The 18,943-nt window shown below is 56.8% G+C and carries 20 protein-coding genes and 2 pseudogenes; 17 read left to right on the forward strand and 5 right to left on the reverse strand.

Annotation, left to right across the window (positions count from 1 at the left end; genetic code table 11):
- The first annotated feature begins 349 nt into the window (after positions 1–349).
- The 5 genes and pseudogenes from AC19YY_RS28735 to AC19YY_RS28755 all read left to right on the forward strand — a co-directional run.
- Entirely contained in the window at positions 350–724 is a 375-nt protein-coding gene (locus AC19YY_RS28735; RefSeq protein WP_223816886.1) for a heme-binding protein, read from the forward strand.
- A gap of 33 nt (positions 725–757) precedes the next feature.
- Complete coding sequence (frmR, locus tag AC19YY_RS28740; protein ID WP_102605449.1) at positions 758–1,033, forward strand: formaldehyde-responsive transcriptional repressor FrmR; 276 nt, start codon at positions 758–760, stop codon at positions 1,031–1,033.
- A 65-nt stretch (positions 1,034–1,098) separates the two neighbouring features.
- Complete coding sequence (locus AC19YY_RS28745) at positions 1,099–2,208, forward strand: S-(hydroxymethyl)glutathione dehydrogenase/class III alcohol dehydrogenase (RefSeq protein WP_060765788.1); 1,110 nt, start codon at positions 1,099–1,101, stop codon at positions 2,206–2,208.
- Between the two features lie 76 nt (positions 2,209–2,284).
- Positions 2,285–2,854: an S-(hydroxymethyl)glutathione synthase gene (gfa, locus tag AC19YY_RS28750; protein ID WP_060765787.1), complete on the forward strand. Its 570-nt coding sequence runs from the start codon at positions 2,285–2,287 to the stop codon at positions 2,852–2,854.
- A 145-nt stretch (positions 2,855–2,999) separates the two neighbouring features.
- Positions 3,000–3,781 (forward strand): annotated as a pseudogene (locus AC19YY_RS28755) (NAD(P)/FAD-dependent oxidoreductase); the annotation flags it as partial.
- A 70-nt stretch (positions 3,782–3,851) separates the two neighbouring features.
- Here AC19YY_RS28755 and AC19YY_RS28760 read toward each other — a convergent pair.
- From AC19YY_RS28760 to AC19YY_RS28770, 3 genes and pseudogenes are all read right to left on the reverse strand, one after another.
- Positions 3,852–6,848: a Tn3 family transposase gene (locus AC19YY_RS28760; RefSeq protein ID WP_133077468.1), complete on the reverse strand. Its 2,997-nt coding sequence runs from the start codon at positions 6,846–6,848 to the stop codon at positions 3,852–3,854.
- 23 nt (positions 6,849–6,871) lie between these two features.
- A pseudogene (locus AC19YY_RS28765) lies at positions 6,872–7,105 on the reverse strand (putative toxin-antitoxin system toxin component, PIN family); the annotation flags it as partial.
- Complete coding sequence (locus AC19YY_RS28770) at positions 7,105–7,344, reverse strand: ribbon-helix-helix domain-containing protein (protein ID WP_102605451.1); 240 nt, start codon at positions 7,342–7,344, stop codon at positions 7,105–7,107. The pseudogene AC19YY_RS28765 and the gene AC19YY_RS28770, both read right to left, overlap by 1 nt.
- Positions 7,345–7,658: 314 nt before the next feature.
- Here AC19YY_RS28770 and AC19YY_RS28775 point away from each other — a divergent pair, with 314 nt between their 5' ends.
- The 3 genes from AC19YY_RS28775 to AC19YY_RS28785 all read left to right on the forward strand — a co-directional run bounded on the left by AC19YY_RS28775 (position 7,659) and on the right by AC19YY_RS28785 (position 8,652).
- Complete coding sequence (locus AC19YY_RS28775) at positions 7,659–7,901, forward strand: hypothetical protein (protein ID WP_102605452.1); 243 nt, start codon at positions 7,659–7,661, stop codon at positions 7,899–7,901.
- Positions 7,902–8,068: 167 nt separating this feature from the next.
- A complete protein-coding gene (locus AC19YY_RS28780) occupies positions 8,069–8,386 on the forward strand; it encodes a hypothetical protein (RefSeq protein WP_500605195.1) in 318 nt (105 codons plus the stop codon).
- Positions 8,383–8,652 (forward strand): hypothetical protein, encoded by a 270-nt coding sequence (locus tag AC19YY_RS28785; protein WP_095030925.1) that lies wholly within the window; start codon positions 8,383–8,385, stop codon positions 8,650–8,652. Before AC19YY_RS28780 ends, AC19YY_RS28785 begins: the two co-directional genes overlap by 4 nt.
- A gap of 75 nt (positions 8,653–8,727) precedes the next feature.
- On the opposite strand, the gene AC19YY_RS28790 is transcribed toward AC19YY_RS28785, so the two are convergent.
- A complete protein-coding gene (locus AC19YY_RS28790) occupies positions 8,728–9,348 on the reverse strand; it encodes a glutathione S-transferase family protein (protein WP_173883064.1) in 621 nt (206 codons plus the stop codon).
- 342 nt (positions 9,349–9,690) lie between these two features.
- Here AC19YY_RS28790 and curR point away from each other — a divergent pair, with 342 nt between their 5' ends.
- The 9 genes from curR to AC19YY_RS28835 all read left to right on the forward strand — a co-directional run bounded on the left by curR (position 9,691) and on the right by AC19YY_RS28835 (position 18,314).
- Positions 9,691–10,284 carry a TetR family transcriptional repressor CurR gene (curR, locus tag AC19YY_RS28795; protein ID WP_095030926.1) on the forward strand — a complete coding sequence of 198 codons (594 nt, stop codon included), beginning with the start codon at positions 9,691–9,693 and terminating at the stop codon, positions 10,282–10,284.
- A gap of 114 nt (positions 10,285–10,398) precedes the next feature.
- Positions 10,399–11,433, forward strand: a complete 1,035-nt coding sequence (gene curA / locus AC19YY_RS28800; protein ID WP_095030927.1) for an NADPH-dependent curcumin/dihydrocurcumin reductase — start codon at positions 10,399–10,401, stop codon at positions 11,431–11,433.
- Between the two features lie 117 nt (positions 11,434–11,550).
- Positions 11,551–11,775: a hypothetical protein gene (locus AC19YY_RS28805; RefSeq protein ID WP_095030952.1), complete on the forward strand. Its 225-nt coding sequence runs from the start codon at positions 11,551–11,553 to the stop codon at positions 11,773–11,775.
- Between the two features lie 98 nt (positions 11,776–11,873).
- Positions 11,874–12,335, forward strand: a complete 462-nt coding sequence (locus AC19YY_RS28810) for a (2Fe-2S)-binding protein (RefSeq protein WP_095030928.1) — start codon at positions 11,874–11,876, stop codon at positions 12,333–12,335.
- A gap of 1 nt (position 12,336) precedes the next feature.
- Positions 12,337–14,529 (forward strand): xanthine dehydrogenase family protein molybdopterin-binding subunit, encoded by a 2,193-nt coding sequence (locus AC19YY_RS28815; protein WP_095030929.1) that lies wholly within the window; start codon positions 12,337–12,339, stop codon positions 14,527–14,529.
- 10 nt (positions 14,530–14,539) lie between these two features.
- Positions 14,540–15,760 carry a cytochrome c gene (locus AC19YY_RS28820; RefSeq protein WP_095030930.1) on the forward strand — a complete coding sequence of 407 codons (1,221 nt, stop codon included), beginning with the start codon at positions 14,540–14,542 and terminating at the stop codon, positions 15,758–15,760.
- A 13-nt stretch (positions 15,761–15,773) separates the two neighbouring features.
- Positions 15,774–16,982, forward strand: coding sequence for an XdhC family protein (locus tag AC19YY_RS28825; RefSeq protein WP_133077470.1), 1,209 nt, complete (start codon positions 15,774–15,776; stop codon positions 16,980–16,982).
- Positions 16,983–17,010: 28 nt separating this feature from the next.
- Positions 17,011–17,349 (forward strand): putative quinol monooxygenase, encoded by a 339-nt coding sequence (locus AC19YY_RS28830; RefSeq protein ID WP_095030932.1) that lies wholly within the window; start codon positions 17,011–17,013, stop codon positions 17,347–17,349.
- Complete coding sequence (locus AC19YY_RS28835; protein WP_133077471.1) at positions 17,346–18,314, forward strand: radical SAM protein; 969 nt, start codon at positions 17,346–17,348, stop codon at positions 18,312–18,314. Before AC19YY_RS28830 ends, AC19YY_RS28835 begins: the two co-directional genes overlap by 4 nt.
- Here the strand turns inward: AC19YY_RS28835 and AC19YY_RS28840 are convergent.
- Positions 18,292–18,891, reverse strand: a complete 600-nt coding sequence (locus tag AC19YY_RS28840; RefSeq protein ID WP_102605456.1) for a nucleotidyltransferase family protein — start codon at positions 18,889–18,891, stop codon at positions 18,292–18,294. The genes AC19YY_RS28835 and AC19YY_RS28840 overlap by 23 nt on opposite strands.
- Positions 18,892–18,943 lie beyond the last annotated feature (52 nt).

Below are 18,943 nucleotides of genomic sequence, written 5' to 3' on the forward strand. Positions count from 1 at the left end.
CTTTTCGGTCACTTGCTTGACCGCCTGGATTTTGAATTCTTCGGGATAACGCTGGTTGCTCATGGCACCTCCTAATGGGCCTCATTTTAAGGCTTGGAGGTGTCTACGAAACTAGGGGCGATTCACTGTCTTGTGCATTTGCTCAGTCGGTAAAATGCCGACTCTCAAGCAACCAAACCAGTCATCACCTTGCACTCTGCGAAAGCCGCAATCAATCGAGAAACAATCCTCATGAAAACGCGACTCCATCGTCATCTGTATCGTAGGTGATGGGGTCGGGAGTGGGATGGTCGAAGCCTCGATCTCAAAGTAGAAGACGGCCTCGATTTAAGGTTTCATCACGAAAGCATTGGAGGAGCAAATCGTCCAAGGCCATCTACACTTCCAAGAGCTGCCTAGAATCCTACCGATGAAAGGTGGCGTCCCTGTCGCGCTCAATGAACACCTTGCGGGAACTATCCGCGTCGCCGGTGACATGTCACGTGATGATGGGATGATCGCCGAAAAACCGCTGTCAGACTCGCTAGCCCGAAACCTCGACAATGAATCTCTTGTTCGTTCTGAGTCAAGATGGCCGCCCCGCTATCTGCCCATTAAACAGGTAGTAGGCGTGCAAAAGGCTGCAGCGACTGTGAGCCGCACGATACAGCTGTATACTCCGGGGGAGTTTCACAATATACTCCCAGCCAGTATCTTGATATGTTCCCTGCCAGCACCAATGTAAAATTCCTGCTTCAGACTGCCAAAGGGTTATCACATGCCACATTCACCTGAAGAGAAGAAGCGCGTTCTGGCTAGAGTTCGCCGTGTAAGAGGTCAGCTCGATGCACTGGAATCAGCGCTGGAAGCGGGTGCTGACTGCGCGCCTGTCCTGCAGCAAATTGCTGCAATTAGGGGAGCAGTGAACGGGCTGATGGCTGGGGTACTGGAAAGCCATCTAAGAGAAGAATTCACGACATTAGTAGATTCAACTGAGGCGCAGCGGTCTACTATTGATGAGGTTATTTCCCTGGTGAAGACGTACCTGAAATAGCAATCAATGGCCTACCGCGATGACAGCCCAGACTAAATGAGCACCATCCTCTGGAGAAAAACCATATGAAATCTCGTGCTGCAGTAGCCTTCGAAGCAGGTAAACCGCTTCAAATCGTAGAGATCGACGTCGAACCACCTCGCGCAGGCGAAGTGCTGATCAAGATCACCGACACGGGTGTTTGCCATACAGATGCCTTCACCCTGTCCGGTGATGACCCTGAAGGCCTCTTTCCTGTCGTTCTGGGCCACGAAGGCGCTGGCGTTGTCGTTGAAGTGGGCGAAGGCGTAACTAGCCTCAAGCCTGGCGATCACGTAATCCCTCTGTACACCGCAGAATGCGGTGAGTGCCTATTCTGCAAGTCTGGAAAGACCAACCTATGCACCGCAGTGCGTGCGACCCAAGGCAAGGGTGTTATGCCGGATGGTTCTACGCGCTTCTCCTACAACGGCCAGCCTCTGTACCACTATATGGGGTGTTCGACTTTCAGCGAGTACACGGTGGTTGCTGAGGTGTCGGTCGCAAAGATCAACCCAGATGCCAATCATGAGCACGTCTGCCTGCTGGGCTGCGGCGTGACTACCGGTATCGGCGCTGTGCACAACACCGCCAAAGTACAGCCAGGCGACACCGTGGCTATTTTCGGCCTGGGTGGCATTGGATTGGCAGCAATTCAGGGTGCACGTCAGGCCAAAGCCGGTCGCATCATTGCTATCGACACCAACCCTGCCAAGTTCGACCTAGCTCGCCAGTTCGGTGCGACTGACTGCATCAACCCTAAGGATCATGAGCAGCCGATCCAGCAAGTCATTATCGAAATGACTGGCTGGGGCGTGGATCACTCCTTTGAGTGCATCGGTAACGTGCACGTCATGCGTGCTGCGTTGGAGTGCGCCCACCGTGGCTGGGGTCAGTCCATTGTCATCGGTGTTGCCGGTGCAGGCCAGGAAATCTCTACACGCCCATTCCAGTTGGTTACCGGGCGCACCTGGAAAGGCTCCGCATTCGGTGGCGTGAAAGGCCGTAGCCAACTGCCGAAGATGGTTGAAGATTCGATGAAGGGTGAGATCGAACTCGCCCCGTTCGTGACCCACACCATGCCCTTGGAGCGCATCAACGAGGCGTTCGACCTTATGCACGAAGGGAAGTCGATCCGTACGGTAATCAAATACTGACGGGTTCCCCCCTTGGGCATATGCCCAGGGGGGGGCTGTCGTATTCCCCCCACCCACGCAACGTTGGAGATACAAAGTGAGCAATGTAAAACTGCATCCTTCTCTGGATAACGGTATCAAAACTGCCATCGACGGGTTCGCCGGTGGCACCCTTCAGTGCCTATGCGCAACCAACAAGGTTGAGGTCGAGGTAGGTGCTCAAACTCTGCACAATCATGCGTGCGGTTGCAGCAAGTGCTGGAAGCCTGCAGGCGCGAAGTTTGCGGTGATCGCGGTTGTTCCTCGTGACAAGGTCAGCGTGACTGCTAACGCCGGAAAACTTGCTATCGTCGACGCAAACGCCACTATCCAGCGTCATGCTTGCAAAGACTGCGGTGCGCACCTGTTTGGTCGGATTGAAAACACTGGTCACGCCTTCCACGGCCTGGACTTTGTTCATACCGAACTGTCGCCACAAGCCGGTTGGGCTGCTCCAGGCTTTGCCGCGTTCGTTTCTTCGGTAATCGAAACCGGCACTCCGCCAGCAGAGATGGATGGAATCCGTGCCCGCTTCGGCGAAATCGGCCTTCCTACCTATGACTGCCTGTCCCCGGCACTGATGGACGCCCTGGCTACTCATACCGCCAAGCAGAACGGCGTGCTCTAAACTGTTTGCAACACCGTAGTCGATAAGCAATACCTCCGATAACACATAGTGCTATCGAGCGTACTCGCTCGCCCGTAAAAAGGCGGGTGAGCGAGTACATCCTTTTTTTTCAGTGCATCTTTCAAATTTATTTAGAGCGACTTCAATGAAACACAAAATCGTTATTGTTGGGGGCGGTGCAGGTGGATTAGAGCTGGCGACTAAGCTAGGTAAGCGCTTTGGGAAATCAGACAAGGCGTCTATTACTCTGGTCGATACCAATCTCACACACGTTTGGAAACCGCTTCTTCACGAGGTCGCTGCGGGTGCGCTCAGCTCGGCTACCGAAGAACTTAATTACCATGCTCAGGCTAATGGAATCACTTTTCCTTTGAGCTAGGCACGATGGAGGGCCTTGATCGAAAGGCCAAGACACTGAGTCTGGCCGCTGTTATGGATGAGGACGATAAGCCTCTCATCGCTCCTCGAACTCTCTGCTACGACACATTGATCGTTGCAGTTGGAAGCAACTCAAACGATTTCGGTATCACTGGAGCCAGAGAACACGCGGTTTTTCTGGACACCCGAAAACAGGCTGATTTTTTCCATCGCAAGTTGTTGAATGCTTATCTCTCCTCCACTAGGCACCAAGATGCTACAGGGGCGATCTCCATCGCTATTGTGGGCGCTGGCGCAACAGGTGTAGAACTCGCCGCAGAACTACGCCATGCGGCTGAAGAGCTTTTTAGCTATGGTTTGGGGCAGGTTAAGCCGGACAATCTTAAGATTACTGTGATCGAGGCTGGCCCTCGGATCTTGCCTGGACTGCCAGAGCGTATCAGTAACTCGGTGTTGAAACAGCTGACTCATCTGGGCGTTAACGTCTTGGTGAACGCTGCAGTATCTGGCATCGACGAAACAGGTCTCACGACACGTGAAGGCGGGGTTTGGGGAGCAACGGAACAGAAAGTGCACTTAAGCTCGGATGTCCTGGAGGCGACCTTTCACCGAAGAGATGTCACTGATCGTCGTCTGGATTGCGCAGCGGTCTCAGCTCACCTCGAGCAACCTCTTCCGGTACCGCGAAGGAGTACCGACCCAGCATGTTGATGTGCTCATAGATCAGCGGCGACAGCCGAGCCAGATCCTCCTCCTGCACCGGGTAGCCGTGCTGCCTTAGCCGTTCCACGGCGGCGGTCATGTAGAGGGTGTTCCACAGCACGATGATATTTACCACCAGGCCCAAGGCGCCGAGTTGGTCCTCCTGACCTTCGCGGTAGCGCTGGCGAAGCTCGCCGCGTTTGCCATGGAACACGGCACGGGCCAGGCTGTGCCGGCCTTCGCCGCGATTCAGCTGGGTCAGGGTGGCACGACGCTTGGATTCGTCATCAATGTAGGTCAGCGTGTGCAGAGTTTTCTCGATCCGTCCGAACTCTGCCAATGCCTGGGCCAGACGGGTCGGACGATCCCCCATTTGCAACGTGCGCATGATGCCGGTCGCCGGTACCCGACCGAGCTTGAGCGAGCCGGCGAGACGCAGCAGGTCATCCCAGTGCTCGGCGATCAGGTCGATTTTTACCGACTGGCGTGCCAGTCCGTTGAGCTTGCCATAATCCGCGTCTGGGCTCGTGCGCCAGAAGCGGGTACCGCCGACATCGGCTAGGCGCGGGCAGAAGTGATAACCGAGCAGGCGGAACAACCCGAACACCACATCGCTGTAGGCACCGGTATCGGTCATGATTTGTGTTGGCTGCAATTCGGTCTGTTGTTCCAGCACGACCGCTAGCAATACCAGGCTGTCGCGCAAGGTGCCAGGCACCGTGATGGCGTTCAGGCCGGAGAACTGATCGGAAATCAAGTTGTACCAGGTGACTCCCCGTCCGGTACCGAAATACTTCGGGTTGGGACCGGCATGCACGGTGCGCACCGGTACGACGAAACGCATGCCATCGGCGGAGGCCACCTCGCCGCCGCCCCAGACCTGAGCCAGCTCCAGTTGGCTTTGCGCAGACACCAGAATGGCATTGGCTGCTGACAGGGTGTCGTCGCGGAGATAGTTCTGGCTGACCCAGGACAGTCGGTCACGGCGCAGCGCTTGGTTATCATTGCGTATCAGTGGCTCCAGGCCGGTGTTGCAGGCTCCCCCCAGGAGTACGGCACACAGGCTTGTCACTAGGTTATCGGCCCGCGCATTGCGTTCGGACACATGGGTGAAGGCTTCAGCAAAGCCGGTGCGGGCGGCGATTTCCAACAGGATTTCTGGCAGATCGACACGCGGCATCAAGTCGGCCACGGCCGCACGCAGTTGCAGTAGCGAGTTCGGTTCCTCCAGCTTGTCCAGCGCTCCGAGGGACAGCTCAGTTTTACCATCAGCGCTCTCGCTCAACTGGATGGCAGGGTTTTCGGGCAAGCGGGCAGCGACTGCCTGCCACGTTGCATCCAGCTCGACAGACAAGGCGTCCAAGGTGGTTTTGGCATCGATGGTCAGGCCCAGCGAGCGGCAGATGATCGGTCGTGCCGTCAGCCATTCAGCGCCATCGAGCAGACCGATACGCGGGTCGGCATAGCGCCAACTGGGTGAAACAAAGACATCGCGACGACGTAGGGCAGTGCGCAGTGCATCAAGCGTACAGAATACATAGGCACCCATGTCGAGGGAGCCATCTTCGCGGGTGATGTGCTGCTGCCAAGCCTTGGCCACGATCTCCTGTGGAGCATCGTCTTCCGGTTTTCTACGAGGTAGGTTCAGTTGCAACCAGTCCAGACTAGCCGCCACACCCTTGCCAGCTGGACTGAAGCCAAAGCGAATATGCTTCAATAGGTCGGGGAGGAAACGGCGCACGCTGCGGTAGCGCTCCTCCAGGGCGAGGTAATACACATCGTTGGCCGGACGGATCAACGCGGTGACCTCTTCGAGGGCTTTCTCCAGAGTGATACGTGGCAGTTCGTTGAACAGCCGGGCGCGGACGTTGTCATCGCTAATTGAGCTATCCAACACCACCTTGCAGGCGGCGGCGAGCGTTGCTGCCGAGCGATCCAGGTCTTTTAGGCTACGCAACCGAGCTTTCTTGTCGGCCCTCTCTGCGTTGCTGAACAGGTCGCGCAGTAAAGCTTCCAGAACTTCCAGGGCGTCGTCATGCGCAGTCGCCTCCAGACAAAGCGCAAACGCCACCAACGTTGCCATCCGCCGCGATGCCGGCAGCCGGTTGATCGCTGTGACCTTGGCCGTGTTGGCAAAGCGTGCCAGGGCCGCGATTCGGCTGGGCGGGATATGCGCCGCTGCGGGCAAGGTGATGCCGATGCCACGCACGTCATCGAGCCGCCGCAGCGCTCGGATCAGTGCAGGCCCACTGATCATCACCGGGCCGAAGCGCAATTGATCCAGGCGGGAGTAGCGGTTACCTTCGACTACTACCAGTAATTCTTGCAGGTGCTGTCTCTGTTCATCGGTCACGCTGCGGCCCAAGGTGAGCCAGAGGCGTTCTTCGACCCGACTGCGCAGTTGCGCGATAAACCGCTCCAGTACGGTTACGCCAGGCAGTAAAACCTTGTGCGTCAGCAACCAGGTCGTCGCCCGATTGAACAGCTCACCAGGACGATCTGTCCCTGTCCAGCAGAGCGTATATAGCCAGCGAGCAAGTCGAAAGCCGACGCTGGAGTCAGCAAACACTTGATAGCCATAACGCTCCTGAATCTCGCCGGCATGACGTTGACGCTGACGGGTTTCAGCATAGGCCAGGATGCAAGTCGGATCATTGATGGCGAGCTGACGACTGAGCGCTTGCAGCACCTCATCCGGAACGGCTGAAAAGTCTTCAGGGAAGGTGCCCAGGTAGCGGACGCTGGTCAGTTGCGTGGCGTAGCCGAGGCGGTTGTGTTCGCCGCGCAGCGGCAGGAGGGCTTTGTGGTCGTCATCGCTCAGGTGAAAATAGCGTTCCAGCTCTTCGCGGCTAGGAGGATCGACATAGCGACCAAAGCCGTCGCGTTGCTCTTGAGTCAGAAAGTCAACCGGCATCGATCACAGTACCTCGGTGCAGACCGCTCCAGTACCATCGCCCGTTGCAGGTTATTGATCATGGCACCCACGTTGGCAAGCTGCAGGATAGCCTGAAGCTTGGGGTAACGACTGGCGCGACGAATTTCATCGAGCTGTGCCCGTGAGGTCACTACCTCGAAACGTGCCGCCCGCCAAGCCTGGTAGATCGCATCGGGCGCGCCATGCGGTGAAATCAGCGCGCTGAACAAGATGTTGGTATCCAACACGACCCGCATCAGCGCCTACGTGCCCAGTGGAGCGCTTGATCAACTGCTTCGGTCAGTTCTGCCTCATTCAGAGGGGCGTTAGCGGCCTTGGCCTGTTCGGCGCTCAGTACAAGGATGTGTGCCCGCACCGTTTCTTCGATGAAGCGCGACAGATCGCCCTTATGCCCACCGCCTTGGCTGGCTAGAAACATGCGAAGCGATTGGTCAGTGTCGGTGGAGACAGCGACGTTCCAGCGAGTGGTTTTCATGATTTTCTCGTCGAAAGGTGTTTATGTGCCTATACACTCACCATACGCCACTCTGCAACAGTTCGAATAAACCTTAGTTTTGTCTAACTTTGACGCGACATGACTCATATCAATTTAAGAGAACAGCACCAATTGATGAGCTCTGACCCACCTTGTGCATGGGATTTCTGACAAGCAAGCATTCAGAAACGCTATGCATCATCTTTGTCTATGCTCAAAACTCCCCTTCAAGAAAGTGAGGCATGGAGCATGGCGCCGGAGACACTGTTCATTACCGAGCGTGGTCTGTTGACGAACAGAAAGGACCCCACGACATGACCCAGACCGAGAAAACCCCTGAGCAACTTCAAGCGCGCATTGCCGAGTTGAAAGCCCAGTATCAGCAGCTGCAGGACAATTACGACGATGAAGTTCTCTTGTGCTCAAGCCTGCTGCGCGCCTTGGTCAACGCTGACGCTGGCTTCTGTGAGACGCTGGTCAAGCATGCCGATTGCTCGGCTGAGCGTAAGGCCGACGCGCTGGATTACCTCGTCGATGCACGCGCGGGGTATGGCTGAGTGGACTGATCATAACGGCGTTTTCGTTCAATCGCCCCCCACAAACAGGCCCACTGCGGTGGGCTTTTTTGCGTCGGCTGGACGCCACAACCCTATAGACTGGTCCATCAGTCATAGGGCGAGTGGTTAATCCACAGGTCGTCCCTTCCCCGATAGGAAACGCTGTAATGCCATTAACCATCACTAATCCTTACCGTCTGCGTTTGGAGTGCCTCCGTAACGTGTCGCCAGGCTGCGCGGACTTGGCCGGACGCATTGTTGTGGCGTTACGTACTGAAGTCATCACCCTATCCACCGCGACTCTAATCGAGGATTTATTCGATCACCTGGACGCAATTGCCGCGCAGCACAGCGGTAGTGTCACGCGTCTGGGTATATGGATGATGGGCTTGATCCACGCCAAAGCGTTGCTAAGCACGGAGGTAGAGACGTTCCTCTCTGACGCCGCCACTTTGGGCGGCCCATCCAGTGTGGGGCCGGCATGAGGGAAGGCATTCACGAAGACGCGCTACGGGCCATGCTCGAGGGCGGCGCGGTGCGCGAGGTGCTGGTCAGCCGGCACGGCGAAAAATGGGGTTTGGGGATTCGTCTGGGCGGCGCCGGATCACGCTGGCTGCCGATCCGCTCGCGGCGCGAAGCACTGCGCACCTGGGCCAGTTTGACCGCCGTGGGACGCTTTGCCGAAGCCCAGGGCGTGAAGGGGTTTATGGTAAATCAGAGCAGCATCAGAGCAGCAAGGGCGCGGCTCTGATGCTCCGCTTCCGACCAACAAAGGTCGGTGGCGATAGTGAGAAGCGTACTAAAAGTGGACCGTACTAGGAGCGATTCAGTTTGCGTCGATTCTCAGTGCGCGTATATAGCTATTCTGATTTTCAAGGTTGCGAACATAGCGCTCAATATGTAATTTGCTCCCAGGTTTTAGCCAATTGAGTGCGCCTTTCACGACAAACCCCAGCATGAAGTCTGCTCCTGTGAGTCGATCTTCGACTAAGAATCTCCTATCCTTTAGATAGTCGTCTAAATATGAAAAAACTTTATCAAATTCCGCTCCGGCGTAATCTTCGAGAAACTTGAGATCAGTTCCAGATTTAATTTCAAATTCGTTAAATACCTTCAACAAAAATGGCAGCATTGCTGAGCTTTCTGAAAAGTGAATCCATGTTAGGTAATCGATGTACTCAGCTGAATCTTCATCAGGCGCTAAGTGAGGCGCAAATCGCTTTATCAGAATTTCCATCATCGCACCCGACTCAGCAATAACCTTGCCATCTAACTCAATAACCGGCGATTTGCCGAGTGGGTGCATGGCCTTGAGTGAAGCGGGTGCTAAATGGGTTTTTTCATCGCGCTGGTATTTGATCAACTCATAAGGCTGGCCTATTTCCTCCAGTAGCCAGAGGATACGAATCGAGCGTGAAGCATTCAGGTGGTGAAGTTTTATCATCATTTTAACTCCGACGGGGTGTGCGCTGGCCCATTAGGCGCAGTGCTGATGGTGTGGTCATTAGACGGTGGCTCGCATGCTACTCGGTTACTAGTCAACCGGTCTACTACTGCTTAATTAGGCTCAGCGCTGCATATTTTGCCTACGGATTGGACTCCCTATGGTGCGATTTACGTTAAGGCTTGGGGCTGCTGTAAGCGCCGGAGGGTGGCAGGCGCGTCTAGATTTAGCTGAATCGAGCTTTTCGATGCCGCATGAGGTGGGTGGCGGATTGGCAGTGTTGCTATAGTAGAGCATTGACATTCAAAGTAGACGACTGGTCTAATTTTTTGGTAATCTTCCGCAATGAAGCAGACTTACGATGATACGCGCCAACATTTACTCGACACCGGCCATCGCATGATGGTGGTTAAGGGCTTTACGGGTGTGGGACTTAACGAGATTTTGCAGGCGGCCAGCGTGCCGAAAGGCTCGTTCTACCATTACTTCAAGTCCAAGGAGCAATACGGCCAGTCCTTGCTGGAGGATTACTTCCGCACTTATTTGGCGAACATGGACGAGCGTTTCGCGGTAAGGGGCAATACTGCCCGCGAGCGGCTCATGGGCTATTGGCAGAAGTGGCTTGATAGCTATTGCGAGCCCTGCGATGAGCAGAAGTGTCTGGTCGTGAAGCTGAGCGCCGAGGTGGCGGACCTGTCCGAGTCAATGCGCATTACGCTGCGTGATGGATCAGATCAAATAATTGAACGTATCGCTGGCTGTATCGAGCAGGGGCAGCGCGACGGCTCGTTGCCGCAAGGTGATGCTTACCGAACAGCGACAGCCCTTTACCAGCTTTGGCTCGGAGCCAGCCTGCTGAGCAAACTCCACCGTAATAGTCGGTCGCTGGAAAACGCCAAAGCTACGACCTTGGCCATGCTGGCGTTTAATCAAGCCTGATGATGAGATTTCCCACCCGTAGGTGGGTGTTCTCTATCATATTTGTAGCAGACTGGTCTAATTAATTTGTGGCACCCCTAACCATTTCTCCAACACCAGCCCTGGAATTTGAACATGCCCCAGTCAAAGCAAGTGAATCGTCGCGTTGTTCTGGCGTCGCGTCCGCACGGTGCGCCTGTCGAAGCGAATTTTCGCATTGAACAAAGCCCCATTCCTCAACCTGCAGAAGGCCAGGTGCTGTTGCGTACCGTTTATCTGTCGCTCGACCCTTACATGCGCGGCCGCATGAGTGATGCACCGTCCTATGCTCCTCCGGTGGAAATCGGTGGGGTCATGGTGGGTGGTACTGTCTGCCGTGTGCTAGCTTCGAAAAATCCGGCCTACAAAGTCGGTGACTGGGTGCTGTCCTTCAGTGGCTGGCAAGACTATGCCCTGTCCGATGGCAGCGACCTGACTCCTTTGGGTAATTCGCCGACTCATCCGTCTTATGCCTTAGGCATATTAGGTATGCCTGGCTTTACCGCTTACATGGGCTTGCTTGACATTGGCCGTCCCCAGACTGGTGAAACGCTAGTGGTTGCGGCGGCTACCGGTCCGGTGGGAGCGACTGTGGGGCAGATCGGCAAGATCAAAGGCTGTCATGTGGTCGGAGTAGCAGGCGGGGCGGACAAATGCCGGCATGCCGTCGAGGTGCTGGGTTTTGATACCTGCATAGATCACCGTGCGCCGGACTTCCCCGAGCAACTGGCCAAGGCCTGCCCTGCGGGTATCGATGTCTATTTCGAAAACGTCGGTGGCAAGGTTTTCGCTGCGGTTCTACCGCTGTTAAACGCCAAAGCCCGTGTGCCGGTCTGCGGCATTATTGCGCATTACAACGATACCGATTTACCCATGGGGCCAGATCGTTTGCCATCTTTGATGGGTGCCATTCTGCGCAAACGCATCAATGTCCAAGGCTTTATTATTTTTGATGATTATGCGCACCGTTACGACGAGTTCTTTAACGAAATGTCGAGCTGGTTGGCGCAGGGGCGGATCAAGTATCGCGAGGAATTGGTGAGTGGTTTGGAAGAGGCGCCCAATGCCTTTATTGGGCTACTAGAAGGTAGAAATTTTGGCAAATTAGTAGTTCGCGTCAGTGACCACTGAATGCCTATTGTTGTGCTGACATAATTTTTGCTCTGCCACTTCACGTTCCTGAGTGGTAGGGCTTTTTTATTTATATATTCCAGTCCAATGGACGCAGCACTGGCTGCAGAGAGCTTTATGACTACACGCAGTAAAGATTTAGGTTGGCGAATTTTGGTGGGCTGTCTGGGGCTATACCCAACGCTATTATTGGTACTGAGTTTATTGGGGCCGCTGACCCATGATCTGAGCTTTCCGCTGATGGTCTTGGTGGAGGTGGTGGTTTTGGTGCCTTTCACTCAGATCATCTCCTTTCCGCTGGCAGGGTGGCTGGTTTCTCGTTTGAGGCGAATTAATCAGTGAGTACGTGGACTGTTTCAGTCAGCGTCACGTGCCATTAACACATTAAAAAGCGATGACTACAGTTGTCGGCATTAACCCAATTAGGCAGAGGAAAGACCATGCAAACGTTAATCATCAACGGACAGTCGCAGCAGGTTGACGTTGCAGCGGATATGCCTCTGCTGTGGGTCTTGCGCGATGTGCTCGGCCTGACAGGGACAAAATACGGCTGTGGCATTGCTCAGTGTGGGGTGTGCACCGTGCATCTCGACGGCCAGCCGATCCGTTCGTGTGTGACTCCTATTTCGGCTGTGGCAGGTCGCTCAATCACCACCATTGAGGCCATCGGTGAGACGGCCGTGGGCAAAGCCGTGCAGCAGGCCTGGCTAGCGCATGAGGTGGTGCAGTGCGGTTACTGCCAGTCAGGACAGATCATGGCAGCAACTGCTCTTCTGAATAGCCAGCCGACGCCCGATGACCAGGCGATTGATGCGGCCATGGCGGGTAATCTTTGTCGCTGCGCCACTTACACCCGCATTCGCACGGCCATTCACAGTGTTGGCCGTGTAGAGGAGGCGTGAGATGAAAAAGCCTAACGAAATGAATGTTCATATGTCTCGTCGTCGCCTCCTGCAGGGCAGCGGCATCGCCCTCGGCGGCTTGGTGTTGAGTACCTGGCTACCGCCCTTAGTGTCCAAGAGTGCAGCCGCCGAGGCGGCTGCCGCAGGCCGGCTGGGTGATCGCTCCGCTGAGGGTTACGGAGCCTTTGTTCGGATTGGCCACGATGGCGTGGTCACGGTGATCTCGCCAAAAATTGAAATGGGCCAAGGCGCACAGACCGGTATTGCCATGATGGTGGCGGAGGAGCTTGAAGTAGGCCTCGATCAGGTCGTTATTCAAGAGGCGCCACCAAACTCGGCGCTGTATACCGACACCTTGCTGCAGTTTCAGGCCACCGGTGGCTCGACTTCTACCCGCTACACCTGGGAGCCGCTGCGTCGGGCGGGCGCCACGGCGCGTGTCCTGTTGATCCAGGCTGCAGCGCTGCAATGGCATGTAGCGCCGAGCCTGTGCCATGCGCAGAACGGCCAAGTGTTTGGCCCTGGTGGCTTTCAGGCTAAATACGGCGAACTGGTCGAGGCCGCGGCTACGCTGCCACTACCCACTGACGTACCCTTGAAAACCCCCGAGCAATTCAAGCTGTTGGGCACCCCCGCGCAGCGCCTGGACACGCCCGCGAAGGTCAATGGTAAGGCGCGTTTTACCATCGACCTACAAATCCCCGGCATGCTGGTTGCCTCCACCATCACCTGTCCTGTGTATGGCGGGCGATTGCGTACGGTTGATGATGCTGCGGCACGGCGAGTGCCAGGGGTTCGCGACATCGTGCGATTGGACAATGCCGTGGCTGTTACCGGGAGTCACTTCTGGGCCTGTCAGCAAGCCATCAAAGCGCTGAAAATCGAGTGGGACTTTGGGCCGAATGCCTCTATTGGTTCTACGCATCTGGACCAAGAACTACTCGCGGCCAGTAGCCGTGATGGCGTGGTCGCTAAACGCACCGGCGACATTGAACAAGCCAAGCTACAAGCGGCCAGCCAGTTCGAAGCTGTTTACGAGCAAGCGCTGTTGTCGCATTCGCCGCTTGAGCCCATGAGCTGCGTGGCCCATGTGCGCAAAGATGGCTGCGAGCTGTGGGTCGGCACCCAAGTGCCAGTTTTCGCTCAACAGACAGCAGCCAAAGTCACCGGGTTGCCAGTTGAAAAAATCCAGGTGCATAACCAACTGATCGGAGGGGCATTTGGCCGGCGTTTGGAGTTTGACTTCATCACTCAAGCGGTGGCCATCGCGCGGCTGGTTGATTACCCGATCAAGCTGATCTGGAGCCGTGAGGAGGACATGACCCACGACCTCTATCGGCCGCTGTATGCCGATCGTATGAAAGCCGCCCTCGACGACAAGGGGCGTCCGCTAGGATGGGAACATCGCATTGCCGGCGCCTCAATTCTCGCCCGCTATGCCGGCAGCTTGCCACCCAACGGCGTGGATGCCGATGCCGTTGAAGTTGCGGTGGACCCTATCTATAGCTTGCCGCATTTGCAGGTTCGTTATATCCGCCAGGAGCCTAGCGTCGTGCCTGTGTCGTGGTGGCGAGGCGTGGGCCCGCTTCGCGGCACCTATGCCCATGAGTGCTTCATTGATGAACTGGCGCACAACGCAAAAGCCGACCCAGTGGCCTACCGCTTGGAGCTGATGGCTGAACAACCACGCGCCCAGGCAGTGCTGCGTTTGTTGGCTGAGAAGACTGACTGGAATAAGCCTTTGCCACCCGGACAGGGTCGAGGTGTGGCGGTCAGTGCGGTGTTCGGTAGCTATGTGGCCACTTTGGTTGAACTGGAGATGCAGGGCGACTTTGGCGTGCGCATCAAGCGCCTGGTCAGCGTGGTCGATTGCGGTTTTGCAACTAACCCGACGTCGGTTAAGGCACAGATCGAGGGCGGCACCTTGTTCGGCCTTTCCGCTTCGCTGTTCAACGAAATCCTGATCGAAAACGGTCAGGTGCAACAGACCAACTTCCACAACTACCGACAGCTACGTATCAACGAAGCGCCTGCGGTGGAGGTGCATTTGCTTGCGAGTCTGGAAACGCCGGGTGGCGTTGGCGAGGCCGGTACTGCGTTGATCGGCCCAGCCTTGGTCAACGCCCTTTACGCAGCATCGGGCCAGCGTATACGTCGTTTGCCGCTTAGCCGTTTCGGCTATTACCCGGTTTAAGGAGCTACTGATGAAATTAATAAGAAGCCTACTGATGTTCGCCAGCGGGGCTTTACTGGCGCAAGCGGCCAATGCACAAGAGGATTCCCTCGCTAAAGGCGAATACTTGACGCGCGCCGCCAACTGCGTGGCTTGCCATACCGTGTCAGGTGGTAAACCGTTCGCAGGTGGCGTCGAGTTTAAGCTACCGTTCGGCTCGCTGTTTTCGCCCAACATCACCCCGGACACGCAAACAGGCATCGGCGCATGGACGAATGAAGAGTTTGTAAGCGCGTTGCAGACCGGCGTGGGCCGTGATGGAAAACACTACTACCCGGCGTTTCCCTATACTTCCTACAGCAAAATGTCTCGAGATGACATCCTCGCCATCAAGACCTATCTCGACAGCCTAGAACCTGTCGAGCAGGCACCGCGCGAAAACCAAATTGGCTTCCCGTTCAACCAGCGTTGGGGCATGGTTCTTTGGAATTCCCTCTTCCTTAACGATGAACCATTCCAAGCGGACAGCCAGTACTCTGCCGAGCGCAATCGCGGCCAGTATCTAGTAGAAGGGCCCGGGCACTGCGGTGAATGTCATTCGCCGCGTAACTTGTTCCAGGCGGTCAGTAACGATCGTTCGCTGGCCGGCAACCTTATCCAGGGTTGGAATGCTTACAACATCAGCGCTGACCCGGTGCATGGCATCGGTGCCTGGCCCACAGACGTACTGGCCAACTACTTGAAAGACGGGGCAGCGCCAGGCTTGGGTTTGTCCGCTGGGCCTATGACCGAAGTAGTCGAGCACAGTTTGCGCTATCTGACCGACGCCGACCGTCACGCGATCGCCGTGTTCCTCAAAGACTCACCCGCGCGCAGCGAAGGTGTGGCTCGTCCGCAGCAGGCAGCGCTTGCGGAGCAGGGCAGTGGCAATCCACTCGGCAATAAGTTGTTCGCTGGAGCTTGCGCCAGTTGCCACCTCTGGAACGGCACTGGCAGTCAGAGCCAAACGGCTATGCTGCTAGGTTTGAAGACAGTCAACGACCCTACCGCAAGCAACTTGCTCGGCGTCCTGTTGAGCGGGCATGGCTCGGCCGACGCCCAAGTAAACCGGCGCATGCCGTCGTTCGGGCGCATTTACACCGACCAAGAATTGGCTGCGCTGAGCAGCTTCATCCTGCAGCGCTTTGGGGATAGTGGTGCGCAGGTATCGGCACCGGCTGTGGCCAAGCGACGGACTGAGTCCCTGCATTGAGTGGAGGTATGTAATGTCGGGCCTGAATGCACTGTTGGACGCACTCTTGGCGGAGCGCGAGGCTGGCCGCGAGGCGGTGCTTGCGACTGTGGTAAGGGTCGAAGGCTCTGCGTATCGGCGGCCGGGGGCGCGCATGCTGGTTTCGCGTTTCGGCAGGCCTGAGGGCACCATCAGTGGTGGCTGCCTGGAGGCGGAAGTGGCTAAAAAAGCTTGGTGGCTGACCGAAACCGGGCCGACGTTGCGTAGTTACAGCACCGCTGAAGCGGATGAAGCCAGCGAGGAAGCGCTGAGCTTCGGCCTGGGCTGCAACGGTAAGGTTCACGTGCTGTTCGAGCGTCTACCGGCCAGCGGCCCGTGCGCGTTGGTCGATGCCTTGCTCAGCGTGCGCGATACCCATCAACCGGCGGCCATTGCCACAGTGATTGCCAGTCCAGCGGGTGTTTCGCCACGGTTAGGCGAGCGCTTGTTCTTAGTGCCCGGGCAGCGCGCCGCGGGTGAGCTGCGGCACTCGGTGTTGGCTGAGCAGATCAGCTCGGATTTGCAACAAACCCTGGTACGCGGCAAGTCATCCCGCTGTCTCTACCCGAATGGTTCTGACGAGATGGACGTGCTCCTGGAGTACATACCGCCTGTGCTGCGTCTGGTGATATTCGGTGCGGGCCACGATGCCCAGCCGCTGGTGCGCATGGCCAAACTGTTAGGCTGGCATGTCACGGTGATCGACGGGCGGGCGCACTTCGCCCGAGTCGAGCGCTTTGCCGACGCTGACCAGGTGCTGGTTGGCGATGTCGAACAGCCTTTCGCCTACCGCGAACATGTGCGTGGGGCCGCGGTGGCGGTGATGACCCACAGCCTGGTGCAAGACGCGCATTGGTTGCAGGGCGTGCTGCACAGTGAACCCTGCTATGTCGGCCAGTTAGGCCCGCGCGAGCGCACCGAGCGCCTGTTAGCCGGCATCCACGAGCATTTGGCTAAACCACAGGACGAGCTGCCGGGGCTGGATTATTTGCATTACCCGATTGGCTTGGACCTGGGCGGCGACACTCCGGAAAGCGTAGCCATGGCCATGCTCGCGGAAATTCAGGCGGTGCTCAATGGCCGCAGTGGCGGCAGCCTGCGCTTCAGGTCTGCGAGCATCCATGACAGCGATCCTGTGGTGGTTGGCCGGGATGAAACGGATGTTGTTGCAGAGGGTTGTCGGCATTTCGCCGTGCAGCGTTGACGATTTATAAAGCGAGGAACCCATCAGCATGAGTGAAGCCATAAGTGTTGTAGCGATATTGACAGCCAAGGAAGGTAAAACCTCGGAGGTTGAGCGGGTCTTGCGCGCCTGCGTGCAACCATCGCGCGCCGAAGACGGTTGCCTGTCTTACGTCCTGAGTCGTTGCATTGAGCAGGCCGGGCGTTTTGTCTTCGTCGAGCGCTGGGCCAGCCACGAGGCGATAGCGCGCCATCGGCAGATGTCGCATTACACGGTCATGGCCAAAGCGCTTGACGAGCTGCTGAGCGATCGTCAGGTTTATGTGCTTGAAACGCTGGCGGAGAACATCGAACCCTCCACTGATTCCCACGCGGGCGTTGTCGGGTGATTGTTGATCGACATGGCCGGCGTTTCCGCAAACTGCGCCTGAGCCTGACCGCTGCCTGCAATTACGCCTGCACCTACTGTGTGGCCGATGGCCGTCGGTTAGTGGCGGCGCGGGATGAATTGACGGCCGCGTCGATGCTGCGGGCCGTTGAGTTGCTCAGGGATGTTGCCGGTGTTGAGGAGCTGCGCATTACCGGCGGCGAGCCGCTGCTGAGCGACAGACTGGAGCCCTTTCTCCGGGGGATAGGCGTATTGAGGTTGCAGGACATTAGCCTGACCACCAATGGCCAGTTATTGGCGGGCAAGCTGCAGTTATTGCGCAGCGCGGGTATCCGGAGGCTCAATGTTTCCCTTGATACGCTTGACCCGAGCGCCTTCCGCAAGATCGCCAAGGGCGGCGACCTGCAAACTGTGCTGAGCGGGATCGAGCAGGCGCGCCGAGCCGGCATGATCATCAAGATCAACATGGTCCCGATGCGAGGCAGCAACCTCGACCAAGTTATGCCCATGCTGGGGTTCTGTTTGGAGCAGGGATACGAATTGCGCTTTATCGAACTTATGCGGATGGGCCATTTGGCCCAGCATGCAGAGGCTTTCTGCACACAGTTCGTCGGCCAGCGCGAGCTGCTGGAGCTTATCGGTGAGCGTTATGAATTCACCCAGGCTGAGGCACCAGTAGACTCCACCGCGCTGCGTTATAGCGTTGGCGAGAGTGGGGCATTTGGCATTATTGCCAACGAAAGCGTGCCATTTTGCCGTAGCTGTAGCCGCCTGCGTTTGTCGTCTACAGGCTGGTTATACGGATGCCTGTCCTCGAATCGCGGACATTATATGGGTGAACTGTTGGAGCTGCCGAGTGAGCAGGCGCACCCGCAGCTGGCCGGTTTGCTCAGCCAAGCGCTGGGGGACAAACAGGACGCAGCGTTTACCGGCAGCGCGCTGATTATGAAGTCGCTGGGTGGCTGAGGTCAGCGGGCTTGTCGACGTCTTGCAGAATGCCGCTGTCATTGAACGTCACTTCAATCACATGCTGCGCATGGGTGGCTATTAAACCCTTGGCCCCATTCTCCCCTTGCAGTTGCATCAGCTCCGGCCAAAAGCGCCGGCCGAACAACACCGGGTGTCCGCGCTGGCCATCGCAGTAAGCGACAACAATATGTTCAGCGTGCGCATGCGCGCGCAGCTGCAGCAGCGTTGCGAGAGAAACCCACGGCATATCCCCGAGCAGCACCGCCACCGCGTCGGCCTGAGAGTGTGCAAGACTCTTAATACCTGCCGCTAGGCTTGAGCCCATCCCCTGTTTGGCCTGTGCCGCACGAACCACCTGAATGTACGGCGGAATAGCCAGGGCCTGCGCATCGTCTTCAGCCTTCAATACGATCCGAACATCACTGAAGGCTTCTTGCGCCCGCAGCAATGTTGCCACCAGTAGGTTGTTACCGTCGGCCAGCTTGGCCAGGCGTTTGTCGCTGCCAAAGCGTTGTCCGTAACCGGCGGCGAGTACTAAACCGACACACTCCGGGTAGCTGTGCAGTTCTGTCATGTTGAGATGTCCCTCATGGTTTGCCAGGTTATTTATCTCCGCAGCGCTGAGT

The sequence above is a fragment of the Pseudomonas sp. MF09156 genome (assembly GCF_059862305.1).

Excerpts from the sequence above, each read along its gene's own strand:
- frmR (WP_102605449.1), top strand. The coding sequence starts at position 758 with ATGCCACATTCACCTGAAGAGAAGAAGCGCGTTCTGGCTAGAGTTCGC.
- AC19YY_RS28745 (WP_060765788.1), top strand. The coding sequence starts at position 1,099 with ATGAAATCTCGTGCTGCAGTAGCCTTCGAAGCAGGTAAACCGCTTCAA.
- AC19YY_RS28760 (WP_133077468.1), bottom strand. The coding sequence starts at position 6,848 with ATGCCGGTTGACTTTCTGACTCAAGAGCAACGCGACGGCTTTGGTCGC.
- AC19YY_RS28770 (WP_102605451.1), bottom strand. The coding sequence starts at position 7,344 with ATGAAAACCACTCGCTGGAACGTCGCTGTCTCCACCGACACTGACCAA.
- AC19YY_RS28775 (WP_102605452.1), top strand. The coding sequence starts at position 7,659 with ATGACCCAGACCGAGAAAACCCCTGAGCAACTTCAAGCGCGCATTGCC.
- AC19YY_RS28780 (WP_500605195.1), top strand. The coding sequence starts at position 8,069 with ATGCCATTAACCATCACTAATCCTTACCGTCTGCGTTTGGAGTGCCTC.
- AC19YY_RS28785 (WP_095030925.1), top strand. The coding sequence starts at position 8,383 with ATGAGGGAAGGCATTCACGAAGACGCGCTACGGGCCATGCTCGAGGGC.
- AC19YY_RS28790 (WP_173883064.1), bottom strand. The coding sequence starts at position 9,348 with ATGATGATAAAACTTCACCACCTGAATGCTTCACGCTCGATTCGTATC.
- curR (WP_095030926.1), top strand. The coding sequence starts at position 9,691 with ATGAAGCAGACTTACGATGATACGCGCCAACATTTACTCGACACCGGC.
- curA (WP_095030927.1), top strand. The coding sequence starts at position 10,399 with ATGCCCCAGTCAAAGCAAGTGAATCGTCGCGTTGTTCTGGCGTCGCGT.
- AC19YY_RS28805 (WP_095030952.1), top strand. The coding sequence starts at position 11,551 with ATGACTACACGCAGTAAAGATTTAGGTTGGCGAATTTTGGTGGGCTGT.
- AC19YY_RS28810 (WP_095030928.1), top strand. The coding sequence starts at position 11,874 with ATGCAAACGTTAATCATCAACGGACAGTCGCAGCAGGTTGACGTTGCA.
- AC19YY_RS28815 (WP_095030929.1), top strand. The coding sequence starts at position 12,337 with ATGAAAAAGCCTAACGAAATGAATGTTCATATGTCTCGTCGTCGCCTC.
- AC19YY_RS28820 (WP_095030930.1), top strand. The coding sequence starts at position 14,540 with ATGAAATTAATAAGAAGCCTACTGATGTTCGCCAGCGGGGCTTTACTG.
- AC19YY_RS28825 (WP_133077470.1), top strand. The coding sequence starts at position 15,774 with ATGTCGGGCCTGAATGCACTGTTGGACGCACTCTTGGCGGAGCGCGAG.
- AC19YY_RS28830 (WP_095030932.1), top strand. The coding sequence starts at position 17,011 with ATGAGTGAAGCCATAAGTGTTGTAGCGATATTGACAGCCAAGGAAGGT.
- AC19YY_RS28840 (WP_102605456.1), bottom strand. The coding sequence starts at position 18,891 with ATGACAGAACTGCACAGCTACCCGGAGTGTGTCGGTTTAGTACTCGCC.